Annotated in this window: 23 protein-coding genes and 2 pseudogenes; 13 read left to right on the forward strand and 12 right to left on the reverse strand. The window is 74.9% G+C overall.

The genetic code is table 11. The features are described 5' to 3' along the window. Window positions 1-7 precede the first annotated feature (7 nt). On the forward strand, window positions 8-1,288 hold the full coding sequence (locus ACFYWL_RS24305) for a cation:proton antiporter (protein ID WP_386976695.1): 1,281 nt from the start codon (window positions 8-10) through the stop codon (window positions 1,286-1,288). Window positions 1,289-1,360: 72 nt separating this feature from the next. Here ACFYWL_RS24305 and ACFYWL_RS24310 read toward each other — a convergent pair whose 3' ends face one another. Beyond that, on the reverse strand, window positions 1,361-2,323 hold the full coding sequence (locus tag ACFYWL_RS24310; protein WP_386976698.1) for an NAD(P)/FAD-dependent oxidoreductase: 963 nt from the start codon (window positions 2,321-2,323) through the stop codon (window positions 1,361-1,363). A gap of 50 nt (window positions 2,324-2,373) precedes the next feature. Here ACFYWL_RS24310 and ACFYWL_RS24315 point away from each other — a divergent pair, with 50 nt between their 5' ends. Together ACFYWL_RS24315 and ACFYWL_RS24320 are read left to right on the forward strand one after the other, a co-directional pair. Further along, complete coding sequence (locus tag ACFYWL_RS24315; protein WP_386976701.1) at window positions 2,374-2,955, forward strand: helix-turn-helix domain-containing protein; 582 nt, start codon at window positions 2,374-2,376, stop codon at window positions 2,953-2,955. A 120-nt stretch (window positions 2,956-3,075) separates the two neighbouring features. After that, window positions 3,076-4,461 carry a glycoside hydrolase family 6 protein gene (locus ACFYWL_RS24320; RefSeq protein ID WP_386976704.1) on the forward strand — a complete coding sequence of 462 codons (1,386 nt, stop codon included), beginning with the start codon at window positions 3,076-3,078 and terminating at the stop codon, window positions 4,459-4,461. Between the two features lie 130 nt (window positions 4,462-4,591). On the opposite strand, the gene ACFYWL_RS24325 is transcribed toward ACFYWL_RS24320, so the two are convergent. Then, window positions 4,592-5,371 carry a glucose 1-dehydrogenase gene (locus tag ACFYWL_RS24325; protein ID WP_386976708.1) on the reverse strand — a complete coding sequence of 260 codons (780 nt, stop codon included), beginning with the start codon at window positions 5,369-5,371 and terminating at the stop codon, window positions 4,592-4,594. Further along, window positions 5,371-7,251, reverse strand: a complete 1,881-nt coding sequence (locus tag ACFYWL_RS24330) for a glycoside hydrolase family 15 protein (RefSeq protein WP_386976711.1) — start codon at window positions 7,249-7,251, stop codon at window positions 5,371-5,373. Before ACFYWL_RS24330 ends, ACFYWL_RS24325 begins: the two co-directional genes overlap by 1 nt. A gap of 220 nt (window positions 7,252-7,471) precedes the next feature. Between ACFYWL_RS24330 and ACFYWL_RS24335 the strand changes: the two genes are divergently transcribed. Beyond that, window positions 7,472-7,939: a general stress protein gene (locus ACFYWL_RS24335; protein ID WP_386976816.1), complete on the forward strand. Its 468-nt coding sequence runs from the start codon at window positions 7,472-7,474 to the stop codon at window positions 7,937-7,939. A gap of 186 nt (window positions 7,940-8,125) precedes the next feature. Here ACFYWL_RS24335 and ACFYWL_RS24340 read toward each other — a convergent pair whose 3' ends face one another. Both ACFYWL_RS24340 and ACFYWL_RS24345 read right to left on the reverse strand, forming a co-directional pair. Then, entirely contained in the window at window positions 8,126-8,317 is a 192-nt protein-coding gene (locus ACFYWL_RS24340) for a DUF397 domain-containing protein (protein ID WP_386976714.1), read from the reverse strand. Next, entirely contained in the window at window positions 8,308-9,078 is a 771-nt protein-coding gene (locus ACFYWL_RS24345; protein ID WP_386976717.1) for a helix-turn-helix domain-containing protein, read from the reverse strand. The genes ACFYWL_RS24340 and ACFYWL_RS24345 overlap by 10 nt, the downstream gene beginning before the upstream one ends. Before the next feature lie 121 nt (window positions 9,079-9,199). On the opposite strand from ACFYWL_RS24345, the gene ACFYWL_RS24350 reads away from it, so the two are divergent. Next, window positions 9,200-9,529: a hypothetical protein gene (locus tag ACFYWL_RS24350; RefSeq protein WP_386976719.1), complete on the forward strand. Its 330-nt coding sequence runs from the start codon at window positions 9,200-9,202 to the stop codon at window positions 9,527-9,529. A 315-nt stretch (window positions 9,530-9,844) separates the two neighbouring features. Here ACFYWL_RS24350 and ACFYWL_RS24355 read toward each other — a convergent pair whose 3' ends face one another. Further along, on the reverse strand, window positions 9,845-10,375 hold the full coding sequence (locus ACFYWL_RS24355) for a GNAT family N-acetyltransferase (protein WP_386976722.1): 531 nt from the start codon (window positions 10,373-10,375) through the stop codon (window positions 9,845-9,847). A gap of 147 nt (window positions 10,376-10,522) precedes the next feature. Here ACFYWL_RS24355 and ACFYWL_RS24360 point away from each other — a divergent pair, with 147 nt between their 5' ends. Next, complete coding sequence (locus ACFYWL_RS24360; RefSeq protein WP_386976725.1) at window positions 10,523-11,002, forward strand: MarR family winged helix-turn-helix transcriptional regulator; 480 nt, start codon at window positions 10,523-10,525, stop codon at window positions 11,000-11,002. An 11-nt stretch (window positions 11,003-11,013) separates the two neighbouring features. Beyond that, the gene (locus ACFYWL_RS24365) at window positions 11,014-12,000 is read left to right on the forward strand and encodes a pirin family protein (protein ID WP_386976728.1); all 987 of its coding nucleotides are present in this window, start codon (window positions 11,014-11,016) and stop codon (window positions 11,998-12,000) included. Window positions 12,001-12,100: 100 nt separating this feature from the next. Here ACFYWL_RS24365 and ACFYWL_RS24370 read toward each other — a convergent pair whose 3' ends face one another. After that, window positions 12,101-12,229 (reverse strand): hypothetical protein, encoded by a 129-nt coding sequence (locus tag ACFYWL_RS24370; protein ID WP_386976731.1) that lies wholly within the window; start codon window positions 12,227-12,229, stop codon window positions 12,101-12,103. 147 nt (window positions 12,230-12,376) lie between these two features. Between ACFYWL_RS24370 and ACFYWL_RS24375 the strand changes: the two genes are divergently transcribed. Continuing rightward, window positions 12,377-13,966: a phospholipase D family protein gene (locus tag ACFYWL_RS24375; RefSeq protein ID WP_386976820.1), complete on the forward strand. Its 1,590-nt coding sequence runs from the start codon at window positions 12,377-12,379 to the stop codon at window positions 13,964-13,966. Here the strand turns inward: ACFYWL_RS24375 and ACFYWL_RS24380 are convergent. Continuing rightward, window positions 13,915-14,625, reverse strand: coding sequence for a hypothetical protein (locus ACFYWL_RS24380; RefSeq protein WP_386976734.1), 711 nt, complete (start codon window positions 14,623-14,625; stop codon window positions 13,915-13,917). The genes ACFYWL_RS24375 and ACFYWL_RS24380 overlap by 52 nt on opposite strands. Before the next feature lie 299 nt (window positions 14,626-14,924). Between ACFYWL_RS24380 and ACFYWL_RS24385 the strand changes: the two genes are divergently transcribed. Beyond that, complete coding sequence (locus tag ACFYWL_RS24385; RefSeq protein ID WP_386976737.1) at window positions 14,925-15,749, forward strand: SigB/SigF/SigG family RNA polymerase sigma factor; 825 nt, start codon at window positions 14,925-14,927, stop codon at window positions 15,747-15,749. A 68-nt stretch (window positions 15,750-15,817) separates the two neighbouring features. On the opposite strand, the gene ACFYWL_RS24390 is transcribed toward ACFYWL_RS24385, so the two are convergent. From ACFYWL_RS24390 to ACFYWL_RS24400, 3 genes are read right to left on the reverse strand one after another with little or no spacing between them, the layout of a single operon-like run. Then, window positions 15,818-16,411 carry a GNAT family N-acetyltransferase gene (locus tag ACFYWL_RS24390; RefSeq protein WP_386976740.1) on the reverse strand — a complete coding sequence of 198 codons (594 nt, stop codon included), beginning with the start codon at window positions 16,409-16,411 and terminating at the stop codon, window positions 15,818-15,820. Continuing rightward, complete coding sequence (locus ACFYWL_RS24395) at window positions 16,408-17,934, reverse strand: APC family permease (RefSeq protein WP_386976743.1); 1,527 nt, start codon at window positions 17,932-17,934, stop codon at window positions 16,408-16,410. Before ACFYWL_RS24395 ends, ACFYWL_RS24390 begins: the two co-directional genes overlap by 4 nt. 44 nt (window positions 17,935-17,978) lie before the next feature. Next, a complete protein-coding gene (locus ACFYWL_RS24400; protein ID WP_386976746.1) occupies window positions 17,979-18,605 on the reverse strand; it encodes a GPP34 family phosphoprotein in 627 nt (208 codons plus the stop codon). 144 nt (window positions 18,606-18,749) lie between these two features. Here ACFYWL_RS24400 and ACFYWL_RS24405 point away from each other — a divergent pair, with 144 nt between their 5' ends. From ACFYWL_RS24405 to ACFYWL_RS24420, 4 genes and pseudogenes are all read left to right on the forward strand, one after another. Continuing rightward, the gene (locus ACFYWL_RS24405) at window positions 18,750-19,592 is read left to right on the forward strand and encodes a helix-turn-helix domain-containing protein (RefSeq protein WP_386976749.1); all 843 of its coding nucleotides are present in this window, start codon (window positions 18,750-18,752) and stop codon (window positions 19,590-19,592) included. A 41-nt stretch (window positions 19,593-19,633) separates the two neighbouring features. Beyond that, window positions 19,634-19,834: a DUF397 domain-containing protein gene (locus tag ACFYWL_RS24410; protein ID WP_386976752.1), complete on the forward strand. Its 201-nt coding sequence runs from the start codon at window positions 19,634-19,636 to the stop codon at window positions 19,832-19,834. A gap of 30 nt (window positions 19,835-19,864) precedes the next feature. Continuing rightward, window positions 19,865-21,370, forward strand: a pseudogene (locus tag ACFYWL_RS24415) (helicase-related protein); the annotation flags it as partial. Window positions 21,371-21,535: 165 nt separating this feature from the next. Further along, a pseudogene (locus tag ACFYWL_RS24420) lies at window positions 21,536-22,546 on the forward strand (ATP-dependent helicase C-terminal domain-containing protein); the annotation flags it as partial. Between the two features lie 150 nt (window positions 22,547-22,696). Here ACFYWL_RS24420 and ACFYWL_RS24425 read toward each other — a convergent pair. Then, window positions 22,697-23,425 carry a PP2C family protein-serine/threonine phosphatase gene (locus ACFYWL_RS24425; RefSeq protein ID WP_386976755.1) on the reverse strand — a complete coding sequence of 243 codons (729 nt, stop codon included), beginning with the start codon at window positions 23,423-23,425 and terminating at the stop codon, window positions 22,697-22,699. Between the last annotated feature and the right edge of the window lie 142 nt (window positions 23,426-23,567).

The raw sequence follows: 23,567 nt of genomic DNA on the forward strand, positions 1-23,567 counted from the left end.
TGGTGCCGTGGAGCCGGTAGACGTCTCGTTCGCGGTGGTGGGGCTGGGCACCCTGCTCGCCGGGATCCTCCCCCGGGTGCTGGAGCGCCGTCCCCTGTCGATGCCGATCGCGTTCCTCGGCCTGGGCATGCTGATCTTCATCCTGCCGACCGGGCTGCCCGGCCCGGACCCGCTGGAGCATTCCGAGGTCGCCACCCACCTCACCGAGATCGGCGTGATCGTGGCCCTGATGGGCGCCGGGCTGAAGATAGACCGCCCGCTGAGCTGGGCCCGGTGGTCGTCCACCTGGCGGCTGCTGGCGATCGCGATGCCGCTGTGCATCGCGGCGGTGGCGCTGCTGGGCTGGTGGTGGGCGGGGCTGATGCCGGCCGCCGCGCTGCTGCTCGGCGCGGCGCTCGCACCGACCGACCCGGTGCTCGCCTCCGACGTGCAGGTCGGCGAGCCGACCGACGTGGAGGACTCCGAGGACGAGGTGCGGTTCGCGCTGACCAGCGAGGCCGGCCTCAACGACGGCCTGGCCTTCCCCTTCGTGTACGCGGCCGTCGCCATCGCCAGCGCCGGGCTCGCCCCGCGCGAGTGGTTCGTCGACTGGTTCACCGTCGACGTGCTCTACAAGCTGGCCGTCGGTGTCGGCGGCGGGCTGGCGGTCGGCTGGCTGCTCGGCAAGCTGTTCTTCCGGGCCCCGAGCACGCTGCGCCTGGCCCGCCACGCCGAAGGGTTCCTGGCGCTGGCCGCGACGTTCCTGGCGTACGGGCTGGTCGAGGTCGTGGGCGGCTACGGCTTCCTGGCCGTGTTCGTGGCGGCGCGGGCGATCCGGGCGGCCGAGCGCACCCACGAGTTCCACTCGGTGCTGCACGCCTTCGCCGAGCAGGTCGAGCGGCTGCTGACCGTCCTGTTGCTGCTGTTGTTCGGCGGCGCGGTGGTCGGCGGGCTGCTCGCCCCGCTGACCTGGCCGGCGGCGCTGGTCGGGCTGGCGCTGGTCTTCGTGGTCCGGCCGCTGGTCGCCTGGTTGTCGCTGCGCGGCGCGCCGGGCCGGCCGGCGGAGCACTGGGTGATCTCCCTGTTCGGCATCCGGGGCGTCGGCTCGTTCTACTACCTGGCGTACGCGACGACGAAGGCCGACTTCCCGCAGGCCGAGCTGCTGTGGGCCACGGTCGGTTTGGTGGTGATCGTGTCGGTGGTGGTGCACGGGGTGGCCGCCACCCCGGTCATGCAGCTCCTCGACCACCAGGGCGAACGCACCGGCTCCCCCGCCTCCCGCGATCTTGCACTTACGGCCCGGGAATAACGGGCATAAGCCCCGCGCCAGGGGCCGCAACTGCAAGATCGCCGAGGGGGTGGGGGTCCCGGGGGTCAGGGGTTAGGGGGTCAGGCGGGTGGTCAGGGCTCGGGCGAGGTCGTGGCCGGAGCGCCAGGCGCTCTGGATCCGGGGCTCGCCGAAGGCGTCCCCGGCCAGGCCGATGCCGTCGGCGTCGAGGTGGTACGTGCCGTCGCCGGCCCGGTCGACGGGCTTCGCGTACGTCCAGCGGTGCACGTGCACGTGCTCGGCCCGTTCGGGCAGGCCGAGCAGGTCGCGGACGGCCTCCTCGATGGCCCGCGCGGCCCCCGTGGGCTGGGCGAGGTGCCCGGCGGCGAACTCGGGCGTGGTGTGCGCGACCAGCACCGGGGCGTGGTCGCCGCGCCGGTCGCCGTCGTCGCAGACGAGGCTGAGCAGCGGGTGGTCGTTGACGAACGCGCCCCGGAAGTCCGGCCAGGACCGGGCCGGGAAGCGCAGCACCGCGCTCAGCGTCGGCGACCAGCGCTGCGCCTGCACGGCGGCGGTGGCCGCCCCCAGCGCCGGGTCGAGCAGCAGGGCCGCCTGGGGGCCGGGCACGGCCAGCGCCACGGCGGCGCAGGGCTCCCCGTCGACGGTCGGCCCCGGCTCGACGCCGAGCACCAGCCGGTCGACGACGACGGGCAGGTCGGCGGCCAGGTGCTCGACCAGTGAGCGCAGCCCGCGCGGGGCGGCCCAGCGCATCGGGCCGGGCACCTCCCGCCGGCCGGCGGCGGAGTATGCCACGAAGGTGTCGGTCCATTCCCGGGCCAGCCCGGCGGCTGCCCAGCCGCGTACCACCTCGGCGAAGCCGGGATCGCTCACGGTGAAGTACGCCGCGCCGAGGTCCGCCGGCCGCCCGTCGAACCGCTTGCTGGCCATCCGGCCGCCCGGCACCCGGCCGCGCTCGCGGACCTGGACGGGGATCCCCGCCCGGCGCAGCTCGGCGGCGCAGGCCACCCCGGCGATGCCCGCCCCGACCACCACGACGCGCGTCCGGTCCGCTCCCATCCGATGATGGTAGGGGCTGGGACGCCTCGGCGGTCTGGCAAGCTCGTGGGGTGACCGACGACCTGGATCGGGCGCTCGCCGGGGTCGGGCCACGGCTGCGGGCGCTGCGCCGGCAGCGCGAGACGACGCTGGCCGAGCTGTCGGCGGTGACCGGCATCTCGGTGAGCACCCTGTCCCGGTTGGAGTCCGGGGCCCGCCGGCCGACCCTGGAGCAGTTGCTCCCCCTGGCGCGGGCGCACGGGGTGACGCTCGACGACCTGGTGGACGCCCCGCCGACCGGGGACCCGCGCATCCACCTGCGCCCCGTCACCCGGCACGGCATGATCATGCTGCCGCTGACCCGCCGGGCGGGCGGCATCCAGGCGTACAAGCTGGTGATCCCGGCGGGGGGCGGTCGCCGGGAGCCGGACCCGAAGACCCACGAGGGCTACGAGTGGCTGTACGTGCTCAACGGCCGGCTGCGGATGGTGCTGGGCGAGCGGGACCTGGTCCTCTCCCCCGGCGAGGCGGCCGAGTTCGACACCCGCGTGCCGCACTGGTTCGGGGCCGCCGACGCCAGTCCGGTGGAGTTCCTGAGCCTGTTCGGCAGCCAGGGCGAGCGGGCCCACCTGCGCGCCCGCCCGAAGGCGTGAGCCGGAAACCGGTCGAACGGCGTCACAGGGTCTTCACATGCTGGCAATAGACGCGTACCTTGTCGAGAAAGCGTGGGAGCGCTTCCACGCATAACCATCGATCAGTGGAGGACGACGCCCATGCGAAGCAGACCGGCGCTCGCGGCCGTGGCCGCCAGCGCGACCGCACTCACCGCCGCCACCGTCGCGGTCGGCCTGCTCGGGGCCGCCCCGGCCGCCGCCGCCGACTCCGCGTTCTACGTCGACCCGCAGGCCAGCGCCGCCCGCTGGGTCGCCGCCAACCCCGGCGACTCCCGCGCCGCCGTGATCCGGGACCGGATCGCGAGCGTGCCGCAGGGCCGCTGGTTCACCACCACCAACACCTCGACCGTACGGTCCGAGGTGGACCAGTACGTCGGCGCCGCCGCCGCGGCCGGGAAGATCCCGATCATGGTGGTCTACAACATCCCCAACCGCGACTGCAGCGGGGCCAGCACCGGCGGCGCGCCCAACCACACCGCCTACCGGCAGTGGGTCGACCAGGTCGCCGCCGGCCTGGCCGGGCGGCCCGCCACGATCGTGCTGGAGCCCGACGTCCTGCCGATCATGACGAACTGCCAGAACTCCAGCCAGCAGGCCGAGACGCGGGCGTCGATGGCGTACGCCGGCAAGAAGCTGAAGGCCGGCTCGTCCCAGGCGAAGGTCTACTTCGACGCGGGCAACTCGGCGTGGCTCGCCCCCGGCGAGATCGCGTCCCGGCTCAACGGGGCGGACATCGCCAACAGCGCCGACGGCATCTCGCTCAACGTGTCGAACTACCGCACCACCGCCGAGTCCGTGTCGTACGCCAAGCAGGTCATCGCCGCCACCGGCGTCTCCCGGCTGAAGGCCGTGATCGACACCAGCCGCAACGGCAACGGCCCGCTCGGCTCCGAGTGGTGCGACCCGCCGGGGCGGGCGATCGGCACGCCGAGCACCACCGCCACCGGCGACTCGGCGATCGACGCGTTCCTGTGGGTGAAGCTGCCCGGCGAGGCCGACGGCTGCATCGCCGCGGCCGGCCAGTTCGTCCCGCAGCGGGCCTACGACCTGGCGATCGCCGCCGGCCCGGTCCCGACGACCGCCCCGCCGACGACCGCCCCGCCGACCACCGCGCCCCCGACCACCGCGCCCCCGACCACGGCGCCGCCGACGACGAACCCACCGGCCGGCGGGTGCACGGTCACCTTCACCCCGAACACGTGGGCCGGCGGGTTCACCGCCGAGCTGCGGATCACCAACGGCGGAGGCGCGCTCAACGCCTGGTCGCTGTCCTTCGGCTTCCCCGCCGGCTCGGGCGTGCGACTGGCCAGCGGCTGGAACGGCGAATGGAGCCAGAACGGCGACACGCTCCTCGTCCGCAACGTGGCCTGGAACGGCAACCTGCCGGCCAACGGCACGGTGAGCGTCGGGTTCCAGGGCACCTCCTCCGGGTCCTCGCTGCCCGCCCCCAGCGGCTTCACCCTCAACGGCTCCCGCTGCAACTGAGCAAGGAAGGGCCCCCTGTTAACGCCTGCGGTATAGAAGGGTCCCCTTCTCACCAGCACCACCCGGCCCCGGCCGCCGCGCGAAAGCGTGGCGGCCGGGGCCGGCGCCGTCCGGTGGGCGGCGACGGCGGTCAGGCGCCCTGGCCCTGGTTCTGCATGAGCCCGCCGTCCATGAAGTACGTCGACCCGGTCACGTAGTCGGCGTCGTCGCTGGCCAGGAAGACGGCCAGCCGGCCGATCTCCTCGGGCTCGGCGGCCCGCTTCCACGGGATGGACTGCACCTGCTCCTCCAGGTACGCCGGGTCGTCGATGGCCTTCTGGTTGAACGGGGTGAGCACCATCCCCGGCCCGATGTTGTTGACGTTGAGGTGCATCGGGGCGACCTCCAGCGCGAGGCTCTTGGCGAACTCCAGCAGCGCGCCCTTGCTGGTGTCGTAGTCCGACCCACCGGCCCGGGCCACCTCCTGGTGGATCGACGTGATGTTGATGATCTTTCCGTGGCCGCCCTGGTCGCGGCGGTGCTGGACGAACCGCCGGGAGCAGAAGAACGCCCCGTAGACGTTGGTCCGGATCGCCCGGTCCCACGTCTCGGTGTCCAGGTCCGCCACGGGGATGCCGGAGGCGTCGACCCCGGCGTCGTTGATCAGCACGTCGAGGCTGCCGAACTCGGCGATGGCCGCGTCGAACATCGCCTCGACGTCCTGCTCGTCGGTGATGTCGCAGCGCACCACCGCCGCCCGGCGGCCGGCCTGCTCCACCCGGTCCCGGGTGTGCTCGGCCCCCTGCCGGTCGTGCAGGTAGTGCACCACCACGTCGGCGCCCTCGCGGGCGAACTCGATGGCGCTGGCCTGCCCGATCCCCGAGTCCGAGCCGGTGATCAGGGCTGTCCTCCCGTCGAGCCGTCCGGTCATCAGCGTGCTCCCTCCGGTCGTGCCGTGCCCGTCGGCACGGTCTGGCGCGGGCGGTCCGCACCTGCCGCACGCCGCCGCCCGGCGGCGTCGGCGTCGGTGTTGGCGTGCCGCCCGGCGGCCTCCGTCAGCCGGCCGGCGGCGTTGATCAGGCCGATGTGCGAGAACGCCTGCGGGAAGTTGCCGAGCTGCTCCCCGGTGGCCTGGTCGATCTGCTCGGCGAACAGGCCCAGGTCGTTGACCCGGCCGGCGAGGGACTCGAACAGCCGCCCGGCCCGGTCCGTCTCCCCGGCCAGGGCCAGACACCCCACCAGCCAGAACGAGCAGATGACGAAGCCCGCCGGGTCGCCGTCCCAGCGGCGCAGCAGGCCGTCGTGGGACAGCCGCGCCTCGACGACGTCGATGGTGGCGCGCATCCGCGGGTCGTCGGCGGGCAGGAACCCCACCAGCGGCATGAGCAGCACCGAGGCGTCCAGGTCCGCCGAGTCGAAAGCCCCGGTGTACGCGCCGACCCGCTCGTTCCAGCCCCGACGCAGCACCGCCGCGCGGACGGCGTCGCGGGCATCCGCCCAGCGGGCCACGTCGGCGGCGTCGCCGAGGCGGGGTCCGAAGCGCACCGCCCGGTCCAGCGCGGTCCAGCACTGCACCTTCGACGACACGTAGTGCCGCTCCGCGTCGCGGGCCTCCCACATCCCGGCGTCCGGACGGTGCCAGTCGGCGACCGCCTGGTCGGCCAGGGCGCGCAGGAGCTGGTGCACCTCCGGGTCCATCGGGTCGAGGTAGTGGCGCATCAGCCACGCCGCGTCGAGGACCTCCCCGAGCACGTCGGTCTGCCGCTGCCGCCACGCGTCGTTGCCGACGAAGACGGGCCGGCTGTCGGCGTACCCGGCGAGGTGGTCGAGGCGATGCTCGCTGAGGTCCCGCTCCCCCTCGACGCCGTACATGATGGGCACCGGCTGGTTGCCGATGCGGCCCATCGCCCGGGCCACCCAGGAGAACTGCCGGTTCGCCTCGTCGGGGCAGGCCGCCAGCCACAGCGCCTGGAGGGTGAGGCTGAAGTCCCGCACCCAGACGAAGCGGTAGTCGTAGTTGCGGTCCCCGCCCAGCGCCTCGGGCAGCGAGGTGGTCGCCGCCGCGACGATCGCGCCGCTGGGCTGGTACGTCATGCCCTGCACGACCAGCGCGCTGCGCCGCACCACGTCCGGATAGCGGCCGTCGTACGGGTGCAGCCCCGCCCAGGAGCGCCAACCCACCGCCGTCTCGGCGACCGTCCCGGCCGCGTCCGGCGTCACCGGTTCCCCGGCGTCGTACGTCGGGGCGTACCCGAGGGTGAAGCCGTAGGACTCGCCGGCCCGGACGGTGAACGTGGCGGTGGCCTCGCTCTCGCCGCAGGTCAGCGGCACGTCGCCGCGCAGCCGCAGGCGGGCCGCCCCGGCGGTGGCGTCGAGCCCCTCGGGGTGCGCGGCCAGGTACGCGGCGACCCGGCCGTACTCGAAGCGGGGCCGGTAGGTCAGCCGCACCGGCACCGCGCCGGAGACGCCCTCGACCAGCCGGGCGAGCACGCGGGGCGAGCGCAGGCCGATGTCGTGCCCGCGCGCCCCGGGCTCCAGCGCGAGCGCGTCGGTCACCGCCACCGACCCGCCGTCGGTGGTGAAGACGGTACGCAGCACCAGCGTGTCGTCCAGGTAGGAGCGCTCGCTGGTGTAGCCGGCCTCGGGGCAGATCGACCAGTGCCCCGCGTCGTCGTCGAGCAGCCGGCCGAAGACCGACGGGGCGTCGAACCGCGCCGGGCACCACCAGTTGACCGAGCCGGCCCGGTCGACCAGGGCCGCGCTGCGGCCGTCGGCCAGGAAGCCGTGCTCGCTGATCCGTCCGCTGTCCACGCCGGTGCCTACCCGCCCGGGCCGAGCAGCATTCGCCGTCGACGGCGACGTTACCGCCCGCCGGCCGGGGGAAGGCGGGTGGTCGACGAAGGAGGACACCATGACCAGACCCACGACCTCGACTGCGGCCTGGCAACCCGGGATGCCGGGCGCGAACAACCTCCCGTACGGCCCGGCGGGCCGGCCCGCCGCGCCCGGTGGCGACGGCCACGGCCCGCAGATGGGCCCGCCGACGGTGACGATCGGGTCGTACCCGGACTATCCGTCCGCACAGCGGGTGGTGGACTATCTGGCCGACAACCGGTTCCCGGTGGAGCACACCGCCATCGTGGGGACGAACCTGACCCTCGTCGAGACGGTGCTCGGCCGGCTGACCACGGGCCGCGCGGCCCTGATCGGCGCGGGCACGGGCGCCTGGTTCGGCCTGTTCATCGGCCTGCTGTTCGGCATCTTCACCGCCGGTAGCTGGATCGCGGTGATCCTGGTCGGGCTGGTGATCGGCGCGATCTGGGGGGCCGTGTTCGGCGCGGTGGCGCACGCGATGAGCGGGGGCCAGCGGGACTTCACCTCGGCGAGCGCGCTGCGCGCCGCCCAGTATGCGGTCACCGTCGACGCCGGCGTGGCCGACCAGGCCCGGCAGCTGCTGGGCCGGATGCACATGACGCCGACGGGCGCGACCGCCCGCTGAGCGGTGACCCGACTGCCCGTCGCGCGGCCCCGGGGACTCCCCGGGGCCGCCCGGCCGGCCGCCCCGCCCATGATCGACTCGATGTCGGCGACATGGCGGTATCCGGGCGGCCGGGATACCGCCATGTCGCCGATATGACGCGCCGGCCCGGGGCGGGCCGAGGCCGGGGCGGGCCAGGAGGCCGGGTCAGCCGGCGCGCTTCGCCCGCTCGACGAAGCCCCGCCACGCGGCGGGCGCGAAGGTGAGCGTCGCGCCGGCCCGGTCCTTGCTGTCGCGCACCAGCACGACGCCGGGCAGGTTGTCGGCGACCTCGACGCAGTTGCCGCCGTTGCCGCTGCTGCGGGTGCTCGTGCGCCACCGCGCGCCGGTCAGGTCCATGCTTTCGCCATCTCCCCGAGTAGGTCGGCCGATTGCCAGTGGGAGAGCGCCTCGCCGCGCACGTTCTCCCAGACGGTCAGCAGGGCCGCGATGTCATCCGGGTCGGTGACGAGCTGCCCGTCGAGCTGGGTGTCCACATAGCCCGCCGTCCGCAGCTCCGGCCCCACCGCGACCACGAACGGGCCGTTGAGCCCAGCGTACGCCCCGACCGTCGACGGCACGACGTGCACGCGGACGTGCGGGGCAGCGCAGGCCGCCACCAGGGCCTCCAGCTGCCCGCGCATGGTCTCCGGGCCGCCGACCGGGCGGCGCAGCGCCCCCTCGTCGATGACCGCCGTGAGGCGGGGCGGGTCGTCGCGGCGCAGGACGTCCTGCCGGGCCAGCCGGTTGGCGAGGTGCTGCTCGACGTCGCCCGGGGCGATCAGGCCCGCGCCGCCGAGCACCGCGCGGGCGTACGCCTCCGTCTGGAGCAGGCCCGGCACCACCATCGACTCGTACGACCGCAGCGACACCGCCTCCCGCTCCAGCTCCTGCCACGGCCGGAACCACGCCATGGGATAGCGACGTCTCGACGTGTCCGGCCAGATGTCCCGGATGGGCTGGCCGAGCGCCTCGGCCGCCGCCAGCCGGTGCCGGGCGTGGGGTATCCGGTCCTCGTTCAGCCACCGGGCGACGGTCTTGCGGTCGACCCCCAGCCGGGCGGCGAGGGACTCGATGGAGTGCCCGCTGTCGCGCAGGGCGAGGCGCAACGCATCGTTCATGGTCTCCCCCGTGGTCGTGTGGGATGTCTGGGCACCATAGCCAGCACGGGCTGTTCCTGTCCGCTCACACACGGCAGGTTGGGGTGTCGAAAGGCGCGGATCGACGGGACCGGGAGACGCCATGACACACCAGACAGGACGCGAGCCGGGGCCGGCGGTGCGCCCCGCCGACGTGCCGGTCGATCTGGAGCTGCACTGCGCGGGGCGGCCCGACTGGCGGTGCGCGCACGACGGCGAGCCGTTCCCCTGCGCGACCTGGCGGGCCCTGCCCCTGGACGACAGCCTGCGCGCCGTCCTGCTGGCCGCGTTCACCCTGTTCCTGCGCCCGGCGATCCGCGACCTGCGCGGTCAACCCGACGGGCCGACCCCGCCGGAGATCGTGCGGCGGTTCCTGTGGTTCCTGCCGGTCACCGACGAGGAGGCGCGCGCCGTCGCGCTGCGGTACCGCTGATGGCGCGCCCGCGCCCCCACCTGCCGGTGCGCCCCGTGTGGCTGTGCTGTCGCTGCGGCGCCCCGTGGCCCTGCGGCGCGGCCCGGCTGTCGCTGCTGTCGGAGTACCGGGGCGAGCGCACCTCGCTGCTGGTCTACCTCGCGGTGCTGCGGGAGGAGGCGAGGGAGCACCTGACCGCCCTGCACCCGGCGAACCCGCCCGGCCTCGCCCACCATGATCGACACCATGTCGGCGACATGGCGGCATCCGGACCCCCTGGATACCCCCACCCGCCCGACATGACCCGACCCCCGACCGGCCCCCGGGGCGGGCCGGTCAGGGGTCGGTCGCCAGGCGGGCGTGCAGGTGCTCGTCGTGGCGGCGGCCGTCGCCGTAGCGGTGCGACTCGCGCAGGGTGCCTTCGAGGGGGTAGCCCGCCCGTTCGGCGACCCGGCAGGAGGCGGGGTTGGCCACCGCGTGGAACAGTTCGACGCGGTGCAGGCCGAGCATGGCGAAGCCCCAGGCGGTGAGCCGCCGGACGGCGGCGGTGGCCACGCCCCGCCCCCGGGCGGCGGGGGCGGTCCAGTAGCCGATGTTGGCGTGGCCGCCGCCGATGCCGCTCAGCGACACCGAGCCGAGCAGTTCGGTGTCGCCGGGGTCGGCGACGGCGAGGGAGACGTGGTCCCCGGCGGACCAGTCGGCCCGGCGGCGCACCCACTCGCGCGCCCCCGCCTCATCCATGTCGCCCTGCGGGTTCCACGTCGCCACGGCCGGGTCGCGCAGGGCGGCCAGCACGGCGGGGGCGTCGGCCGCGCGCCAGGGGCGCAGCAACGCCCCGGGGGCGGCCAGGCGTACGTCGTCGTCCATGGTTCAGCAGTCTGTCAGCCGCCGCCCGGCGTCGCCCGGCGTTTCTCGTTCAAATCCGAAGCGCTCCGCCGAAGGCACGGAAAGTAGTGCAGCTCACCCCCGCGCCACAGCACTTGTCAAAATTTGAAAGAGTGCTACTGTTGCGGCATGACGGAGAGCCTGGACAGCGAGCGGATGGCCTGCTGGCGGGCCTACATCGAGTCGAGCCAGCGGCTGTTCACCCAGCTCGAGGACGACCTGCGGGCCGACAGCGAGCTGAGCTTCGCCGACTACCACGTGCTGGTGCTGCTCTCCGAGGCGCCGGGGCAGCGGCTGCGCATGGGCGAGCTGGCCGGCCGACTGGTCTTCTCGCCCAGCCGGCTGACGTACCAGATCACCACCATGCAGAAGCGCGGCCTGGTGGCCCGGCAGTCGTGCGCCGAGGACGGGCGCGGCAGCGAGGCGGTGCTCACCGCCGCCGGGCTGCTGGCGCTGCGCGAGGCCGCGCCGCACCACCTGCGCTCCGTGCGCGCCCACCTGATGGACGACCTCGACGACGCCGAGGTCGCCTGCCTGACCCGGGTCTTCGAACGCCTCGGCCGGCGGCTGCGCGCCGACCGTGACGCCTCGGCCACCCCCCGCGAGTAAAGGAGTTCGAGATGCCCGCCATCACCGTCGACGACGTCCTCGTCCTGCCCCGCCTGCCCCGGCTCGACGAGTCCACCCGCTACCGCCCCGTCCGCAAGCTCACCACCGCCCCCAGCGGCTACGAGGGCGAGGGCTTCCCCGTCCGCCGGGCCTTCGCCGGGGTGCCGATGCACGAGCTGGACCCGTTCATCCACCTCGACCAGATGGGCGAGGTCGACTACGCCCCGGGCGAGCCAAAAGGCACCCCGTGGCATCCGCACCGCGGCTTCGAGACGGTGACCTACATGATCGACGGGATCATGGACCACCAGGACACGCTCGGCGGCGGCGGCACGATCACCGACGGCGACACCCAGTGGATGACGGCCGGCAGCGGCCTGCTGCACATCGAGGCCCCGCCTGAGCACCTGGTGGTCAGCGGCGGCCTGTTCCACGGCCTCCAGCTCTGGGTCAACCTGCCCAGGGTGGCGAAGATGAAGCCGCCGCGCTACCAGGACATCCGCGGCAAGGAGTCGGCGCTGCTCACCACGCCGGACGGCGGGGCGCTGATCCGGGTCATCGCCGGCGAGGTCGCCGGGCACCAGGGGCCGGGCTCGACGCACACCCCGATCACCATCGCCCACGTGACGGTGCAGCCCGGTGCCGAGCTGAGCCTGCCCTGGCGGGCCGACTTCAACGCCCTGGTCTACGTGCTCGCCGGGCGCGGCACGGTCGGCACCGAGCGCCGGCCGTTCCACACCGGCCAGCTCGCCGTGCACGGCCCGGGCGACGCGCTGCGGGTCACCGCCGACGCGACGCAGGACTCGAACGCACCCGCCCTGGAGCTCTACGTGATGGGCGGGCAGCCGATCCGGGAGCCCGTGGCCCATTACGGGCCGTTCGTGATGAACACCCGGGACGAGCTGGTCCAGGCGTTCGAGGACTTCCAGGCCGGCCGGCTCGGGGTGGTCCCGGCGGAGCGGCTGCCGCACACCGGCGGGCAGGGCGCGCGTCCCTGACACGGGGCGTGCCGGGCGGCACCGGGGACGTCCCCGGTGCCGCCCGGCGGCGTACCCGAAATGGCCGCCGGTCGGCGGCGTACCCCGAAATGGCCGCCGGTCAGGAGACCGCGAAGATCCCCGCCACCCCCAGCAACACCATCACCAGCACGGCGACGAGCGCCCCCCGTTCGCCCTCCACCGGCTGTTCGCGCTGCTCGGTCATGACATCGGTCGGCTCGGCGGGCATCGTGCGGCCTCCTCGGTGTGCGTCTCGCTGTCTCGGATGTGGCTCTCCGCGCGGATCGTCGGCCAGGTCACCGGGGGTGCCGGCCGGCGTGCGGACCCGGCGCGGGGGTCCTACGGTGAGGACGTTGTCGACCTCGGGAGCTGGAGCGTGCCGATGCGGGACTGGTTCCTCACCGCGGCCGAACGCGCCAACCCGGTCTCACGGATACCCGTCTGGACGACCGGAAACCTCGCCGAGCCGTTGATTCACGGCTCGGCCTACTTTGACCGGCTGGTCAGCGAGGTGGAGGCGCTGCGGGCCGGCGACCATCTCTTCTTCACGGACTGGCGCGGCGACCCCGACGAGCTGATGCGCCCGGGCGGCCCGACCGTCGCCCAGTTGTTCAGCCGGGCCGCCCAACGCGGGGTGGTGGTCAAGGGCCTGCTGTGGCGTTCGCACCTCGACGCCCTGTCGTTCAGCGAGGCGGAGAACCGCAGCCTCAGCGAGACGATCTGCGCGGCCGGCGGCGAGGTGCTGCTCGACCAGCGGGTCCGCCGGGGCGGCTCGCACCACCAGAAGCTCGTCGTGCTGCGCCACCCCGGCGCGCCGGAGCGCGACGTCGCGTTCGCCGGTGGGATCGACCTGTGCCACAGCCGGCGCGACGACGCCGACCACCGCGGCGACCGGCAGGCCGTGCTGATGTCGCCCCGGTACGGCGAGCACCCGCCCTGGCACGACGTGCAGCTCGCGCTGCGCGGGCCGGTGGTCGGTGCGCTGGACACCACCTTCCGCGAGCGGTGGACCGACCCGATGCCGCTGGACTCGGAGAACCCGATGGCCTACCTGCGGGACCGGCTGCGCGGGTCGGACCTGCGCCCGGACCCACTGCCCGACCAGCCGGCCGACCCGCCGCCGTGCGGCCCGCACCGGGTCCAGGTGCTGCGCACCTATCCGGCGGTGCGCCCGCGCTACTCCTTCGCCCCCGACGGCGAGCGGACGGTGGCGCGCGCCTACACCAAGGCGGTACGCCGGGCCCGCCGGCTGATCTACCTGGAGGACCAGTACCTCTGGTCGACCGAGGTGGCCGACCTGTTCGCCCGGGCGCTGCGGGACAACCCGGAGCTGCACCTGGTGGCCGTGGTCCCCCGACACCCCGACGTCGACGGCCGGTTCGCGCTGCCGCCGAACCTGGTCGGGCGGGAGCAGGCGCTGGCGCTGTGCGGCAAGGCCGCGCCCGACCGGGTGCACGTCTTCGACGTGGAGAACCACGCGGGCAACCCGGTGTACGTGCACGCCAAGGTGTGCGTGGTCGACGACGTGTGGGCCAGCGTCGGCAGCGACAACTTCAACCGCCGCTCCTGGAGCCACGACAGCGAGCTGTCCTGCGCGGTGCTCGACGAGACCCGGGACGACCGCGCCCCGCTGGACCCGGCCGGGCTGGGCGACGGCGCCCGCCGCTTCGCCCGGGACCTGCGGCTGCGGCTGTGGCGCGAACACCTCGACCGGGATCCGGGCGGCGGAGAGGACGCCGACCTGCTCGACCCGGCCTCGGCGGTCCGGGCGATCACCCGGGCGGCCGACGCGGTGCAGCGCTGGCACGACTCGGGGCGGGTGGGCCCGCGCCCGCCGGGCCGGCTGCGCCCGCACCGCCCCGAGCGGCTGCCGTGGCGCACCCGGGCCTGGGCGCTGCCGGCGTACCGGCTGGTCTACGACCCGGACGGCCGGCCGCTGCGGGCGCGCCGCTCCGGCACCTGGTGAGCGGGCAGGGACTTGCCCGTCCCGCCCGGGTACGCGAAGGAGGCGCGCGGGGAGTAGAAGCCCTCCGTGATGCTCAGCGGGTTGGCCGGGCGCAGCGCGTGGACGGGGTGCGCGGGGTCGAGGAAGTCGACGGACTCCACCTCGAACGGCGTCACCGGTTCGGCCACATACGGGTGGACGCCGCCGGCCAGCTCCCCGCCCCGCGCGGTGACGTAGTGGTGGTGGCCGCTGCGGATGAGGTGGCCGGTGTGGCCGACATGGACCCGGGTGCGGATCAGCGGGAGGCCGTCGACCTCGGTCTGCGCGACCAGCGTGTCGCCGCGCCGCTCCAGCCAGGTGTGCCCCACGCCGACGGGGGCGCCGCGGGCGGCGGCGTAGCCGCGCATCCGGGCGCTGGAGCAGAGGTAGTGCGTCCACCAGCCGCCCGGGGCGGCCAGGCCGGCGACGCAGACGCCGAGGTAGGTCAGCGAGTACGCGCCGAGGCCGGAGGTCTGGGTCTCGTCGTCGACCACGTACTGGTTCATGAAGACCTGGGGGTCGGCCCCGGCGCGCAGGCCGGCCGGCAGTAGGGCGACGACCGCGTCCGGTGCCGCCGGCAGCCAGCGGAGGTAGACCATGCGGCTGTGCACGACGAGGTGCGGGTCGGCGGGGTCGAGCACGGCGCCTCCGGGCGGGGAAAGGTTCCCCGAGACGCTACGGGCCGTCCCACGCGCGGGACAACGACGGAAAGCCGACAGTACGGGCCCGCACCGGACCCGGAACCGGTAATCGCGATCACAGATTCGCATGTTCGCGCCCAATTTGCCCGGTTCATTGCTCAACACCCCTTAAGCACATCGTACTTTCGGCTAGATTTTCGGGAGCCAACCAGGCTAAGGTGGGTCCCGAACGGCCCATCTGAAGCTAAACCGAAGCGTCACGTCTTTTATCCGCGGACGAGGTGCAGGGAGGACCACCCATGACCGCGCCAACGACCAGCGAGCAGACGACCACAGCGCCGCAGACCACGGCCAAGCTCGACCCGCGCGCGCTCACCGACAGCGCCGCCGACCTGCTCAACGCGATGGCGGCACTGCCCGCCAACCACCCGTCGCGCGCCGCGATGCGAGACAAGGCGATCGAGGCGTGGCTGCCCCTGGCCAACCACCTCGCCCACCGCTACAGCGGGCGGGGCGAGCCGACCGACGACCTCGCGCAGACGGCCGCCGTCGGCCTGATCAAGGCCATCGACAAGTTCGACCCGTCGCGCGGCGTCGACTTCGCCGGCTACGCCATCCCGACCATCATCGGCGAGCTCAAGCGGCACTTCCGCGACCGCACCTGGGACATCCGGGTCCCGCGCCGCCTCCAGGAGCTGCGCCTGGCGATCTCCGACGCCAACAGCTCCCTGCTGCAGACGCTGGGCCGCTCCCCCACGGTCGCCGACATCGCCGCCCACCTCAAGCTCACCGAGGAAGAGGTCCTGGAGGGCCTGGAGGGCGCCCGCGCCTACAACGCGGTCTCGCTGTCCACCCCGACCGGCGACGGCGACCGGGCCACCGAGCTGGGCGACATGCTCGGCGGCGAGGACAACGAGTTCGAGCTGGCCGAGCTGCGGGTCGCCCTCGGCCCGGCGCTCGCCACGCTCGACGAGCGCGAGCAGAAGATCCTCACGCTGCGCTTCTACGGCAACCTGACCCAGTCGCAGATCGCCGAGCAGATCGGCGTCTCGCAGATGCACGTGTCCCGGCTGCTCGCCCGGGCGCTGACGAAGCTGCGGGGTCAGCTCGACGGCACCTACTAGGCACGCCCGCACGAAAGCGATGGGGCCCGGCGCGCGCGTGCGCCGGGCCCCATCACGTGTCGGCCGTCTCAGCCGGCCGTCGCCGGCTCACGCCACATCGGGAAGAACGGGGTGCCGTCCGGCAGCCGGAAGACCTCCCGGGGCTCGTAGCCGTGCCGGGCGTACAGGTCCCGGCCGATCTCGCTGCTCGCCTCCAGATAGCCGGGCACCCCGTTGGCGTCCAGCCAGGCGTGGTGGTGGCGCAGCAGCGCCGAGCCGATCCCCCGCCCCTGCCGGTCGGGCGCGACCGCGAGGAACGCCAGGTGGTGGTGCCCGTCGTGCGGGTGGCTGGCGGCGAACAGGTCGTCGAGGTGACGGAACCGGTCGACCCACGCGCCGCACGCGGCGGCCAGCCGGGCGTCGTAGTCCGCCGGCGGCGGGACGTCGCCGGTCTGCGGGAACCACACCGCGACCCCCGCCCGGTCGGCCGTGGCGTGCACCAGGCCGTGCGCCATGGCGTGGCCCACCAGGATCTCGAAGTTGTCGGCCAGCACGGGCCGGCGCTGCGCGGCGTCCGGCACGAGCCAGTGGGTCGCCGGGAGCACCAGGAACGCCTCGGCGATCCGCTCGGCCACCTGCCGGGTCTCGGCCGGGCCGAGCCGCTCGATGGGTACGCCGCTCACCTCGGCGTCCCCGCGCCCGCCCGGGCCGGCTCGCCGTCGAAGCCGTGGGCGGCCAGCAGGGTGGCGCTCTCCGCGCCCAGCCCGATCCGGGCGTAGACGTCGGGCCGGCTGTTGCGCAGCACCAGCGCCCAGAGCACGCCGACCAGCGCGGCCATCGGGTACGCGGCCGGGACGGCCCAGCGCAGCGCGGAGTCGGGGGCGACGCCGAGCAGGATGGCGAAGTTGTCCACCGCCACCGTGATGATGGCGACGAGCGCCACGGCGGCCAGCCCCGGGGCGACCAGCCGCCGCCACAGGCTCTCCTGCGCCCGGGCGCGGGCGAAGTAGGCCATCACCGCGATCGACGTGGTGGCGATCAGCAGCAGCACGCCGAACCCGCCGCCGGAGCCGGCGTAGTAGAACAGCTGCAGCACCGGGTCCCAGCCGTTGACCGCGTACAGCACGATCACCAGCAAACCGAGGACGCTCTGCGCGAGCGAGGCCACCCGGGGCGAGCCGGTGCGCGGCGAGGTCTGCCCGAACGCCGCCGGCAGCACCCGCTCCCGGCCGAGCGCGAACGCGTACCGGGCGGTGGTGTTGTGGAAGGAGATCATCGCGGCCAGCACCGAGGTCATGAACAGCGCCTGGCCGATGGTGACGGCGGTGTCGCCGAGGTGCGCCCCGGCCAGGTTGAAGATCAGCTCGACGCTCTGCTCGCCCGCCTGCGCCGAGATCTGGTCCGGCCCGACGGCCACGGTCATCGCCCACGACGACAGGGCGTAGAGCCCGGCGATGATCGCCACCGACAGGTACGTGGCCATCGGGACCGTGCGCTTCGGGTCCCGGCTCTCCTCGCTGAACACCACGGAGGACTCGAAGCCGACGAAGCCGGTCATGGCCAGCACCAGCAGCGCGCCGGCGCCCGGGACGAGCAGGCTGTCCGGGGACAGCGCGGCGAGGCTCACCGAGCCGCCGGCCGGGTGGCCGAGCTGCCCGAGGTCGAACACGAGGATCACCGCGATCTCGGCGACCAGCAGCACCGCCAGGACCATGCCGTTGACGTCGACGCGCAGCAGGCCGAGCACGGCGACCAGGGCCCAGGCGACCAGGGCCACCACCCACCAGGCCGGCGACGCGCCGAACAGCCGCTCCAGCACCGGCGTCGCCGCCGCGCCGACCGCGCCGTACAGGCCGACCTGGAGCGCGTTGTACGCCAGCAGGGCGACCCACGCCGCGCCGACGCCGGCCGGGCGGCCCAGCCCCCGCGAGACGTACGCGTAGAAGGCCCCGGCGTTCTCCACCCGGCGGGCCATCGCCACGTACCCGACGGAGAAGAGGGCGAGCACCGCGCCGACCACCAGGAAGGCCAGCGGCATCCCGGTGACGCCGGTGACGGCGTAGCCGGTGGTGACCACGCCGGCCACCACGGTCAGCGGCGCCGCCGCCGACAGCACGAAGAAGATCACCGACGGGACGCCGAGGCGGCCACGGGCCAGGGCGTCGGAGACGTTGCTCGGTCGTTCGAATGTCGTCGTGGGGGGCATCGACTTGCTCCGGTTCGAGGAGGGGGGCGAGGGGCCGGCGGCCGTCAGGGCATGCCACGCAGCACGGCCGCGCCGACGGCGGCCTCGGTGTGCGCGACGAGCTCCTTCAGGGGCGGGGGCAACGCCGGGAGGAGAACACTGAGCCGGTGGTGGGCGCGGGGGCCGGCGCTCCACAGCACCTCGCGGGTGAGGCCGGCGGCGGAGACGAGGCCGAGCAGCAGGGCGTCCGGCACGGTCGGGGGCTCCGGCCGGTCGAGCAGGGCCCGCAGCCGGGTCGCCGGCCAGGCCACCGCGTTGAGGTCGATCGGGACGTAGCTGACGCTGGTGCGCAGCAGGCGGCGGCTCTCCTGCCGGCGCAGCACGCCGGCGCGGGCCAGCCGCTCCGCCACCGAGGTCGCCGCGCTCTGGCCGAGGAAACTCAGCCAGGTGCGCACCGACTGGTGCTGGGACTCGCCGACCAACTGGTCCAGGACGGTGTGGGCCAGGGCGTCGGCGGGCGGGCGGCGGTCGACCACGGTCACGTTCCCGGCGGCGACGGTGAGCTGTCCGAACAGGACCAACTCGCCGAGCAGGGCCGCCGCCAGGCCGATGCCCGCCGCGCTGGGGTGCAGCCTGGGCTTGCCCCGGCTGTCGTTGTGGGCGATCAGATAGAACTCGTCGGCGGTGAGCACGCGAGCCTCCCCAACGGATTGTCCACAACTGATCGACGCCGGGTGAAAGGATGCACGTCAGCGGGTTGCAACGCAACTCCCACTTTCGACAGTTGCACTCCGTGTCCGGACGACCTGGGGATCTTGGCGTGACAGACTCGGAGGGTGACCGCCAGCCCGACCGTCCGCCGCCGTCGTATCGCCCGCGAGCTGCGCCACCTGCGCGAGCGCTCCGGGATGACCCTCGACGTCGCGGCCCGCCAACTCGACATGTCCAAGAGCAACCTCTCCCGCATCGAGACCGCCCAGATCGGCATCAAGCCCCGCGACGTCCGGGCCGCCCTGGCCCTCTACCAGGTCACCGGGGCCGACGCCGAGGCGCTGATCGAGATCGCCCGGGGCGCGCAGCAGCGCGGCTGGTGGCAGAACTACAGCGACGTGCTCCCCGAGTGGTTCGAGTTCTACGTCGGGCTGGAGGCCGAGGCGGCGTCGCTGCGCACGTACGAGGCCGAGGCCGTGCCCGGCCTGCTCCAGACCGAGGCGTACGCCCGCGCGATCTACCGGCTCACCGCCGGGGAGGAACGCGTCGACCGCAAGGTCGCCGCCCGGCTGCGCCGACAGGACGTGCTGCACCGGGAGAACCCCGTCGAGTTGTCGGTGGTGCTCAACGAGGCGGTGCTGCTGCGGCCGGTCGGCGAACCGGCCGCGATGGCCGAGCAGTTGGCCCACATCCACCACGTCGCACAACTACCGAACGTAACGGTGCAGGTACTTCCGTTCGCCGCCGGCGGACACCCGGCGATGACCACCCCGTACGTCATCCTGGGCTTTTCCGACGACGCCGACGCATCCGTGGTTTACCTGGATAACCTCACGATGGGACTGGCTCTGGAGGAAGCCGATCATGTGCGCGGGTATAGCCTGTTGCACGAGAAGCTGTGCCGGATGGCGCTCAGTCCGGCGGATTCGTTGACCCGCCTGGAGGAGGCTTCTCGTAACTTTGCGTGACCGCATCGCGGCGCGCCAGCAGAAAGACGAGAGGTACGGGGATGACCGCGCTCGACCTGTCCCGGACGGCCTGGCGGACCAGCAGCCGCAGCAGCGGCAACGGAAACTGCGTCGAGGTGGCCACAACCGGCGGTCGGGTCGCGGTCCGCGACTCCAAGGACCGCAGGGGGCCGACGCTGGACTTCGCCCCGGCGGCGTGGGGCGCGTTCGTCGCCGGCCTCGACGCCGTACGCCCCCGCTGACGCCCGGCGGCCCGGTGCGACAGTAGGACGGTGCTCGCCGACGTAAGCCTCGACCTGCCGGTCCGCCCCGCCCTGCCGGCGCTGCTCGACGCGCTGCGCGCGGCCGGCGGCGCGGTCCTGGTCGCGCCGCCCGGCACGGGGAAGACCACCCTCGCCCCGCTGGCCGTGGCCGGGGCGGTCGCCGGCCGGGTGGTGATCGCCCAGCCGCGCCGGGTGGCCGCCCGCGCGGCGGCGCACCGGATGGCCGCCCTGCTCGGCGAGCGGGTCGGCGACCGGGTCGGTTACGCGGTGCGCGGCGAACGCCGGGTCGGTGCCGCCACCCGCGTCGAGGTGGTCACCACCGGCCTGCTGGTGCGCCGGCTGCACCGCGACCCGGAGCTGCCCGGCGTCGGCGCGGTGCTGCTCGACGAGTGCCACGAGCGGCAGCTCGACGCCGACCTGGCGCTGGCGTTCACGGTGCAGGCGCGCGAGGCGCTGCGCCCGGACCTGTGGCTGGTCGCCATGTCGGCGACCCCGGACGCGGACCGGTTCGCCGCGCTGCTCGGCGTCGACGGCGCGCCGGCCGAGGTGGTACGGGCGGAGGCGGCGCTGCACCCGGTCGCCCGGGTCTGGGCCCCGCCGCCCCGTTCGGCCGCCGTGACCGCCTCCGGCCGGGTCGACCCGGCGCTGCTGGACCACGTGGCGGCCACCGTGCGGCGGGCGCTCGCCGAGCGCGACGGTGACGTGCTGGTCTTCCTGCCGGGGGTGGGCGAGATCGCCGCCGTGACCGGGCGGCTGGCCGCCCTGCGGGGCACCGTGGACCTGCTGCCGCTGCACGGGCGGCTGCGCCCCGCCGAGCAGGACGCCGCGCTGCGCCCCGCCGGCCGGCGGCGGGTGGTGCTGGCCACCGCCGTGGCGGAGAGCAGCCTGACCGTGCCCGGGGTCCGGGTGGTGGTCGACGCCGGGCTGGCCCGGGTGCCCCGGGTGGACCTGTCCCGGGGGCTGGGGGCGCTGGTCACCGTGCCGGTGTCCCGGGCGGCGGCGACCCAGCGGGCCGGGCGGGCCGGCCGGGAGGCGCCCGGGCACGTCTACCGCTGCTGGTCGGAGGCCACGCACGCCCGGCTCGCCGCCCAGCCGGAGCCGGAGATCGCCACCGCCGACCTCACCGGCTTCGCCCTGGAGCTGGCCGCCTGGGGCGACCCGGACGGCACCGGGCTGGCCCTGCCGGACCCGCCGCCGGCCGCCGCCATGACGGTCGCCCGGGACACCCTGACCACCCTCGGCGCGCTGGACACGGCGGGCCGGATCACCGACCGGGGGCGGGTCATCGCCGGTGCCGGGGCGCACCCCCGGCTGGCCCGGGCGCTGCTGGACGGCGCGCCGGTGGTCGGCGCGGACCGGGCCGCCGAGGTCGTCGCGCTGCTCGCCGACGACACCGTCGTCGGGCCGGGCGACGACCTGACCGCCGCGTGGCGGCGGCTGCGGGCGGGCACGGATCCGGCCGCCACCGCCCGCTGGCGCGCCGAGGCCCGCCGGCTGCGCGCCGCCCTGCCCGCCGGGGCCACCGCATTGTCGTCCCCGGCCCGCGCCGCCGGCCCCGGCCGCGACGGCACGCCGGGGCAGGGCCGCACCGACCGCACGCCGGGACGGGACCGAATCGACCAGCCGCCGGGACGGGACCGCACCGACCAGCCGCCGGGACGGGACCGCACCGACGGCGCGCCGGGGCGGGAGCGGCCGGAGGGGCCGCTGCCCGACGACCTGGCCGCCGGGCTGCTGGTCGGGTTGGCGTACCCGGAGCGGTTGGCCCGCCTCCGGCGGGCGGGCGGGTCGACGTACCTGATGGCGGGCGGGACCGCGGCGGAGCTGGCCCCGGGGTCGGCGCTGGCCGGCACGGCGTGGCTGGCCGTCGCGGTGGCCGACCGGTCCCCCGGCGCGCCGACCGCCCGGGTGCGGCTGGCCGCCGGCCTGGACGAGGCGACGGCACGGGAGGCCGGCGGGCCGCTGCTGCGCTCGGAGCGGGAGGTGGCCTGGTCCAACGGGGACGTGGTGGCCCGGGAGGTGGTCCGCCTCGGCGCGATCGAGCTGGGCGCCCGGCCGCTGGCCCGCCCCGAGCCGGCGCTGGTGGCCGCCGCGCTGCGCGACGGGCTGCGCCGCGCCGGCCTGGCGCTGCTGACCTGGTCGCCGGCCGCGCGGGCGCTGCGTGAGCGGATGGCGTTCTGCCGGCACGCGCTCGGGCCGGACTGGCCGGACGTGACCGACGACGCGCTGCTGGCGGGCGTGGACGACTGGCTGGGCCCGGAGCTGGCCGCCGCCCGCCGCCGCGCCGACCTGGCCCGGGTGGACGTCGCCGCCGCGCTGCGCCGGCTGCTGCCCTGGTCGCTGGCGGCCCGGCTGGACGAGCTGGCCCCCGAGCGGATCGCCGTGCCCAGCGGCTCCCGGGTCCGGGTGGACTACGCCGACCCGGCCGCCCCGGTGCTCGCGGTGAAGCTCCAGGAGACGTTCGGCTGGGCCGACGCGCCCCGGGTCGCCGCCGGCCGGGTGCCGGTGCTGCTGCACCTGCTCTCCCCGGCCGGGCGGCCGGTGGCGGTCACCGCCGACCTCGCGTCGTTCTGGCGCACGGGCTATCCGCAGGTGCGCGCGGAGCTGCGGGGGCGCTACCCCCGCCACCCCTGGCCGGAGGACCCGACGACGGCCGAGCCGACCCGCCGGGCGGCCCCCCGCCGCCGCTGACCCCGGGCCCCGGCGGGGCCCGAGCCGGCCCCGGCTCGCCGGGGCCCGCTCGGGCCCGCTCGCCATGTCGGCGACATGGGGGTGTCCGGAGGCCCGGGATACCGCCATGTCGCCGACATGGCGGCGGCCGGCCGGCCATCCGGGCGGCGGTCAGTCCTCGGCGACCACGTCGGCGATCACGACGGTGACGTTGTCGGGGCCGCCGGCGCGCAGCGCCAGGTCGATCAGCCGCCGGGCGCACTCGTCCCGGTCGGGGTGCCCGGCCAGCACCTCGGCGAGCGTGTCCGGACGCACCACGTTGGACAGGCCGTCGCTGCACAGCAGCCAGCGGTCGCCGGGGCGGGGCACCATCGTCGCGTACGCCGGGGAGACCTCCCCGCCCTGCAACGCCTGGGTGACCACGGCCCGGCGGGGGTGGCTCGCGGCCTGGTCGGGGGTGATCAGGCCCTGGTCGACGAGCATCTGCACGAAGGTGTCGTCGCGGGTGATCTGCTTGAGCACCCCCTCCCGGTAGAGGTATGCGCGGGAGTCGCCGACGTGGGCCAGGGCGAGGCAGCTTCCGGTGCGGGAGAAGAGCAGGGCTGTCAGGGTGGTGCCCATGCCCTGCCGCTCGGGGTCCTCGCGGACGGCCTCGGCGATCCGGGCGGTCGCCTGCTCGATGCCGCTCTGCAGGGCGGCGACGAGGGCGTCCTCGGGGGTGGCCAGGTCCAGGGGTCCGACCGCGTCGATCGCGATGCGGCTGGCCAGGTCTCCGGCGGCCATCCCGCCCATGCCGTCGGCGACGGCGACGAGCCAGGTGCCGGAGTGCAGGGCGTCCTGGTTGCCGCTGCGGATCAGCCCGCGGTCACTCGCCCCCACGGAACGCAGCTTCAGGGTCATGGCACGCAGCCTGCCAGTTGGAGGGCGCAGTTGTCTCTAGGAGATCGCGACGACGCCGCGTGGCGCGGCGAATCTCACGCCGCGGGACGGGTCGACCAATCTTATTCAGCCACCTCAATTGACACGGCGGACACCCGCTGGA

Source organism: Micromonospora sp. NPDC002575, assembly GCF_042889525.1.
Lineage (GTDB): Bacteria > Actinomycetota > Actinomycetes > Mycobacteriales > Micromonosporaceae > Micromonospora > Micromonospora carbonacea.

What these genes read in the sequence shown, in the direction of transcription:
- ACFYWL_RS24310 (WP_386976698.1), bottom strand. Translation starts at nt 2,323, where the DNA reads ATGGGAGCGGACCGGACGCGCGTCGTGGTGGTCGGGGCGGGCATCGCC.
- ACFYWL_RS24320 (WP_386976704.1), top strand. Translation starts at nt 3,076, where the DNA reads ATGCGAAGCAGACCGGCGCTCGCGGCCGTGGCCGCCAGCGCGACCGCA.
- ACFYWL_RS24325 (WP_386976708.1), bottom strand. Translation starts at nt 5,371, where the DNA reads ATGACCGGACGGCTCGACGGGAGGACAGCCCTGATCACCGGCTCGGAC.
- ACFYWL_RS24335 (WP_386976816.1), top strand. Translation starts at nt 7,472, where the DNA reads ATGGGCCCGCCGACGGTGACGATCGGGTCGTACCCGGACTATCCGTCC.
- ACFYWL_RS24340 (WP_386976714.1), bottom strand. Translation starts at nt 8,317, where the DNA reads ATGGACCTGACCGGCGCGCGGTGGCGCACGAGCACCCGCAGCAGCGGC.
- ACFYWL_RS24345 (WP_386976717.1), bottom strand. Translation starts at nt 9,078, where the DNA reads ATGAACGATGCGTTGCGCCTCGCCCTGCGCGACAGCGGGCACTCCATC.
- ACFYWL_RS24350 (WP_386976719.1), top strand. Translation starts at nt 9,200, where the DNA reads ATGACACACCAGACAGGACGCGAGCCGGGGCCGGCGGTGCGCCCCGCC.
- ACFYWL_RS24355 (WP_386976722.1), bottom strand. Translation starts at nt 10,375, where the DNA reads ATGGACGACGACGTACGCCTGGCCGCCCCCGGGGCGTTGCTGCGCCCC.
- ACFYWL_RS24360 (WP_386976725.1), top strand. Translation starts at nt 10,523, where the DNA reads ATGACGGAGAGCCTGGACAGCGAGCGGATGGCCTGCTGGCGGGCCTAC.
- ACFYWL_RS24365 (WP_386976728.1), top strand. Translation starts at nt 11,014, where the DNA reads ATGCCCGCCATCACCGTCGACGACGTCCTCGTCCTGCCCCGCCTGCCC.
- ACFYWL_RS24370 (WP_386976731.1), bottom strand. Translation starts at nt 12,229, where the DNA reads ATGCCCGCCGAGCCGACCGATGTCATGACCGAGCAGCGCGAACAGCCG.
- ACFYWL_RS24385 (WP_386976737.1), top strand. Translation starts at nt 14,925, where the DNA reads ATGACCGCGCCAACGACCAGCGAGCAGACGACCACAGCGCCGCAGACC.
- ACFYWL_RS24395 (WP_386976743.1), bottom strand. Translation starts at nt 17,934, where the DNA reads ATGCCCCCCACGACGACATTCGAACGACCGAGCAACGTCTCCGACGCC.
- ACFYWL_RS24410 (WP_386976752.1), top strand. Translation starts at nt 19,634, where the DNA reads ATGACCGCGCTCGACCTGTCCCGGACGGCCTGGCGGACCAGCAGCCGC.
- ACFYWL_RS24425 (WP_386976755.1), bottom strand. Translation starts at nt 23,425, where the DNA reads ATGACCCTGAAGCTGCGTTCCGTGGGGGCGAGTGACCGCGGGCTGATC.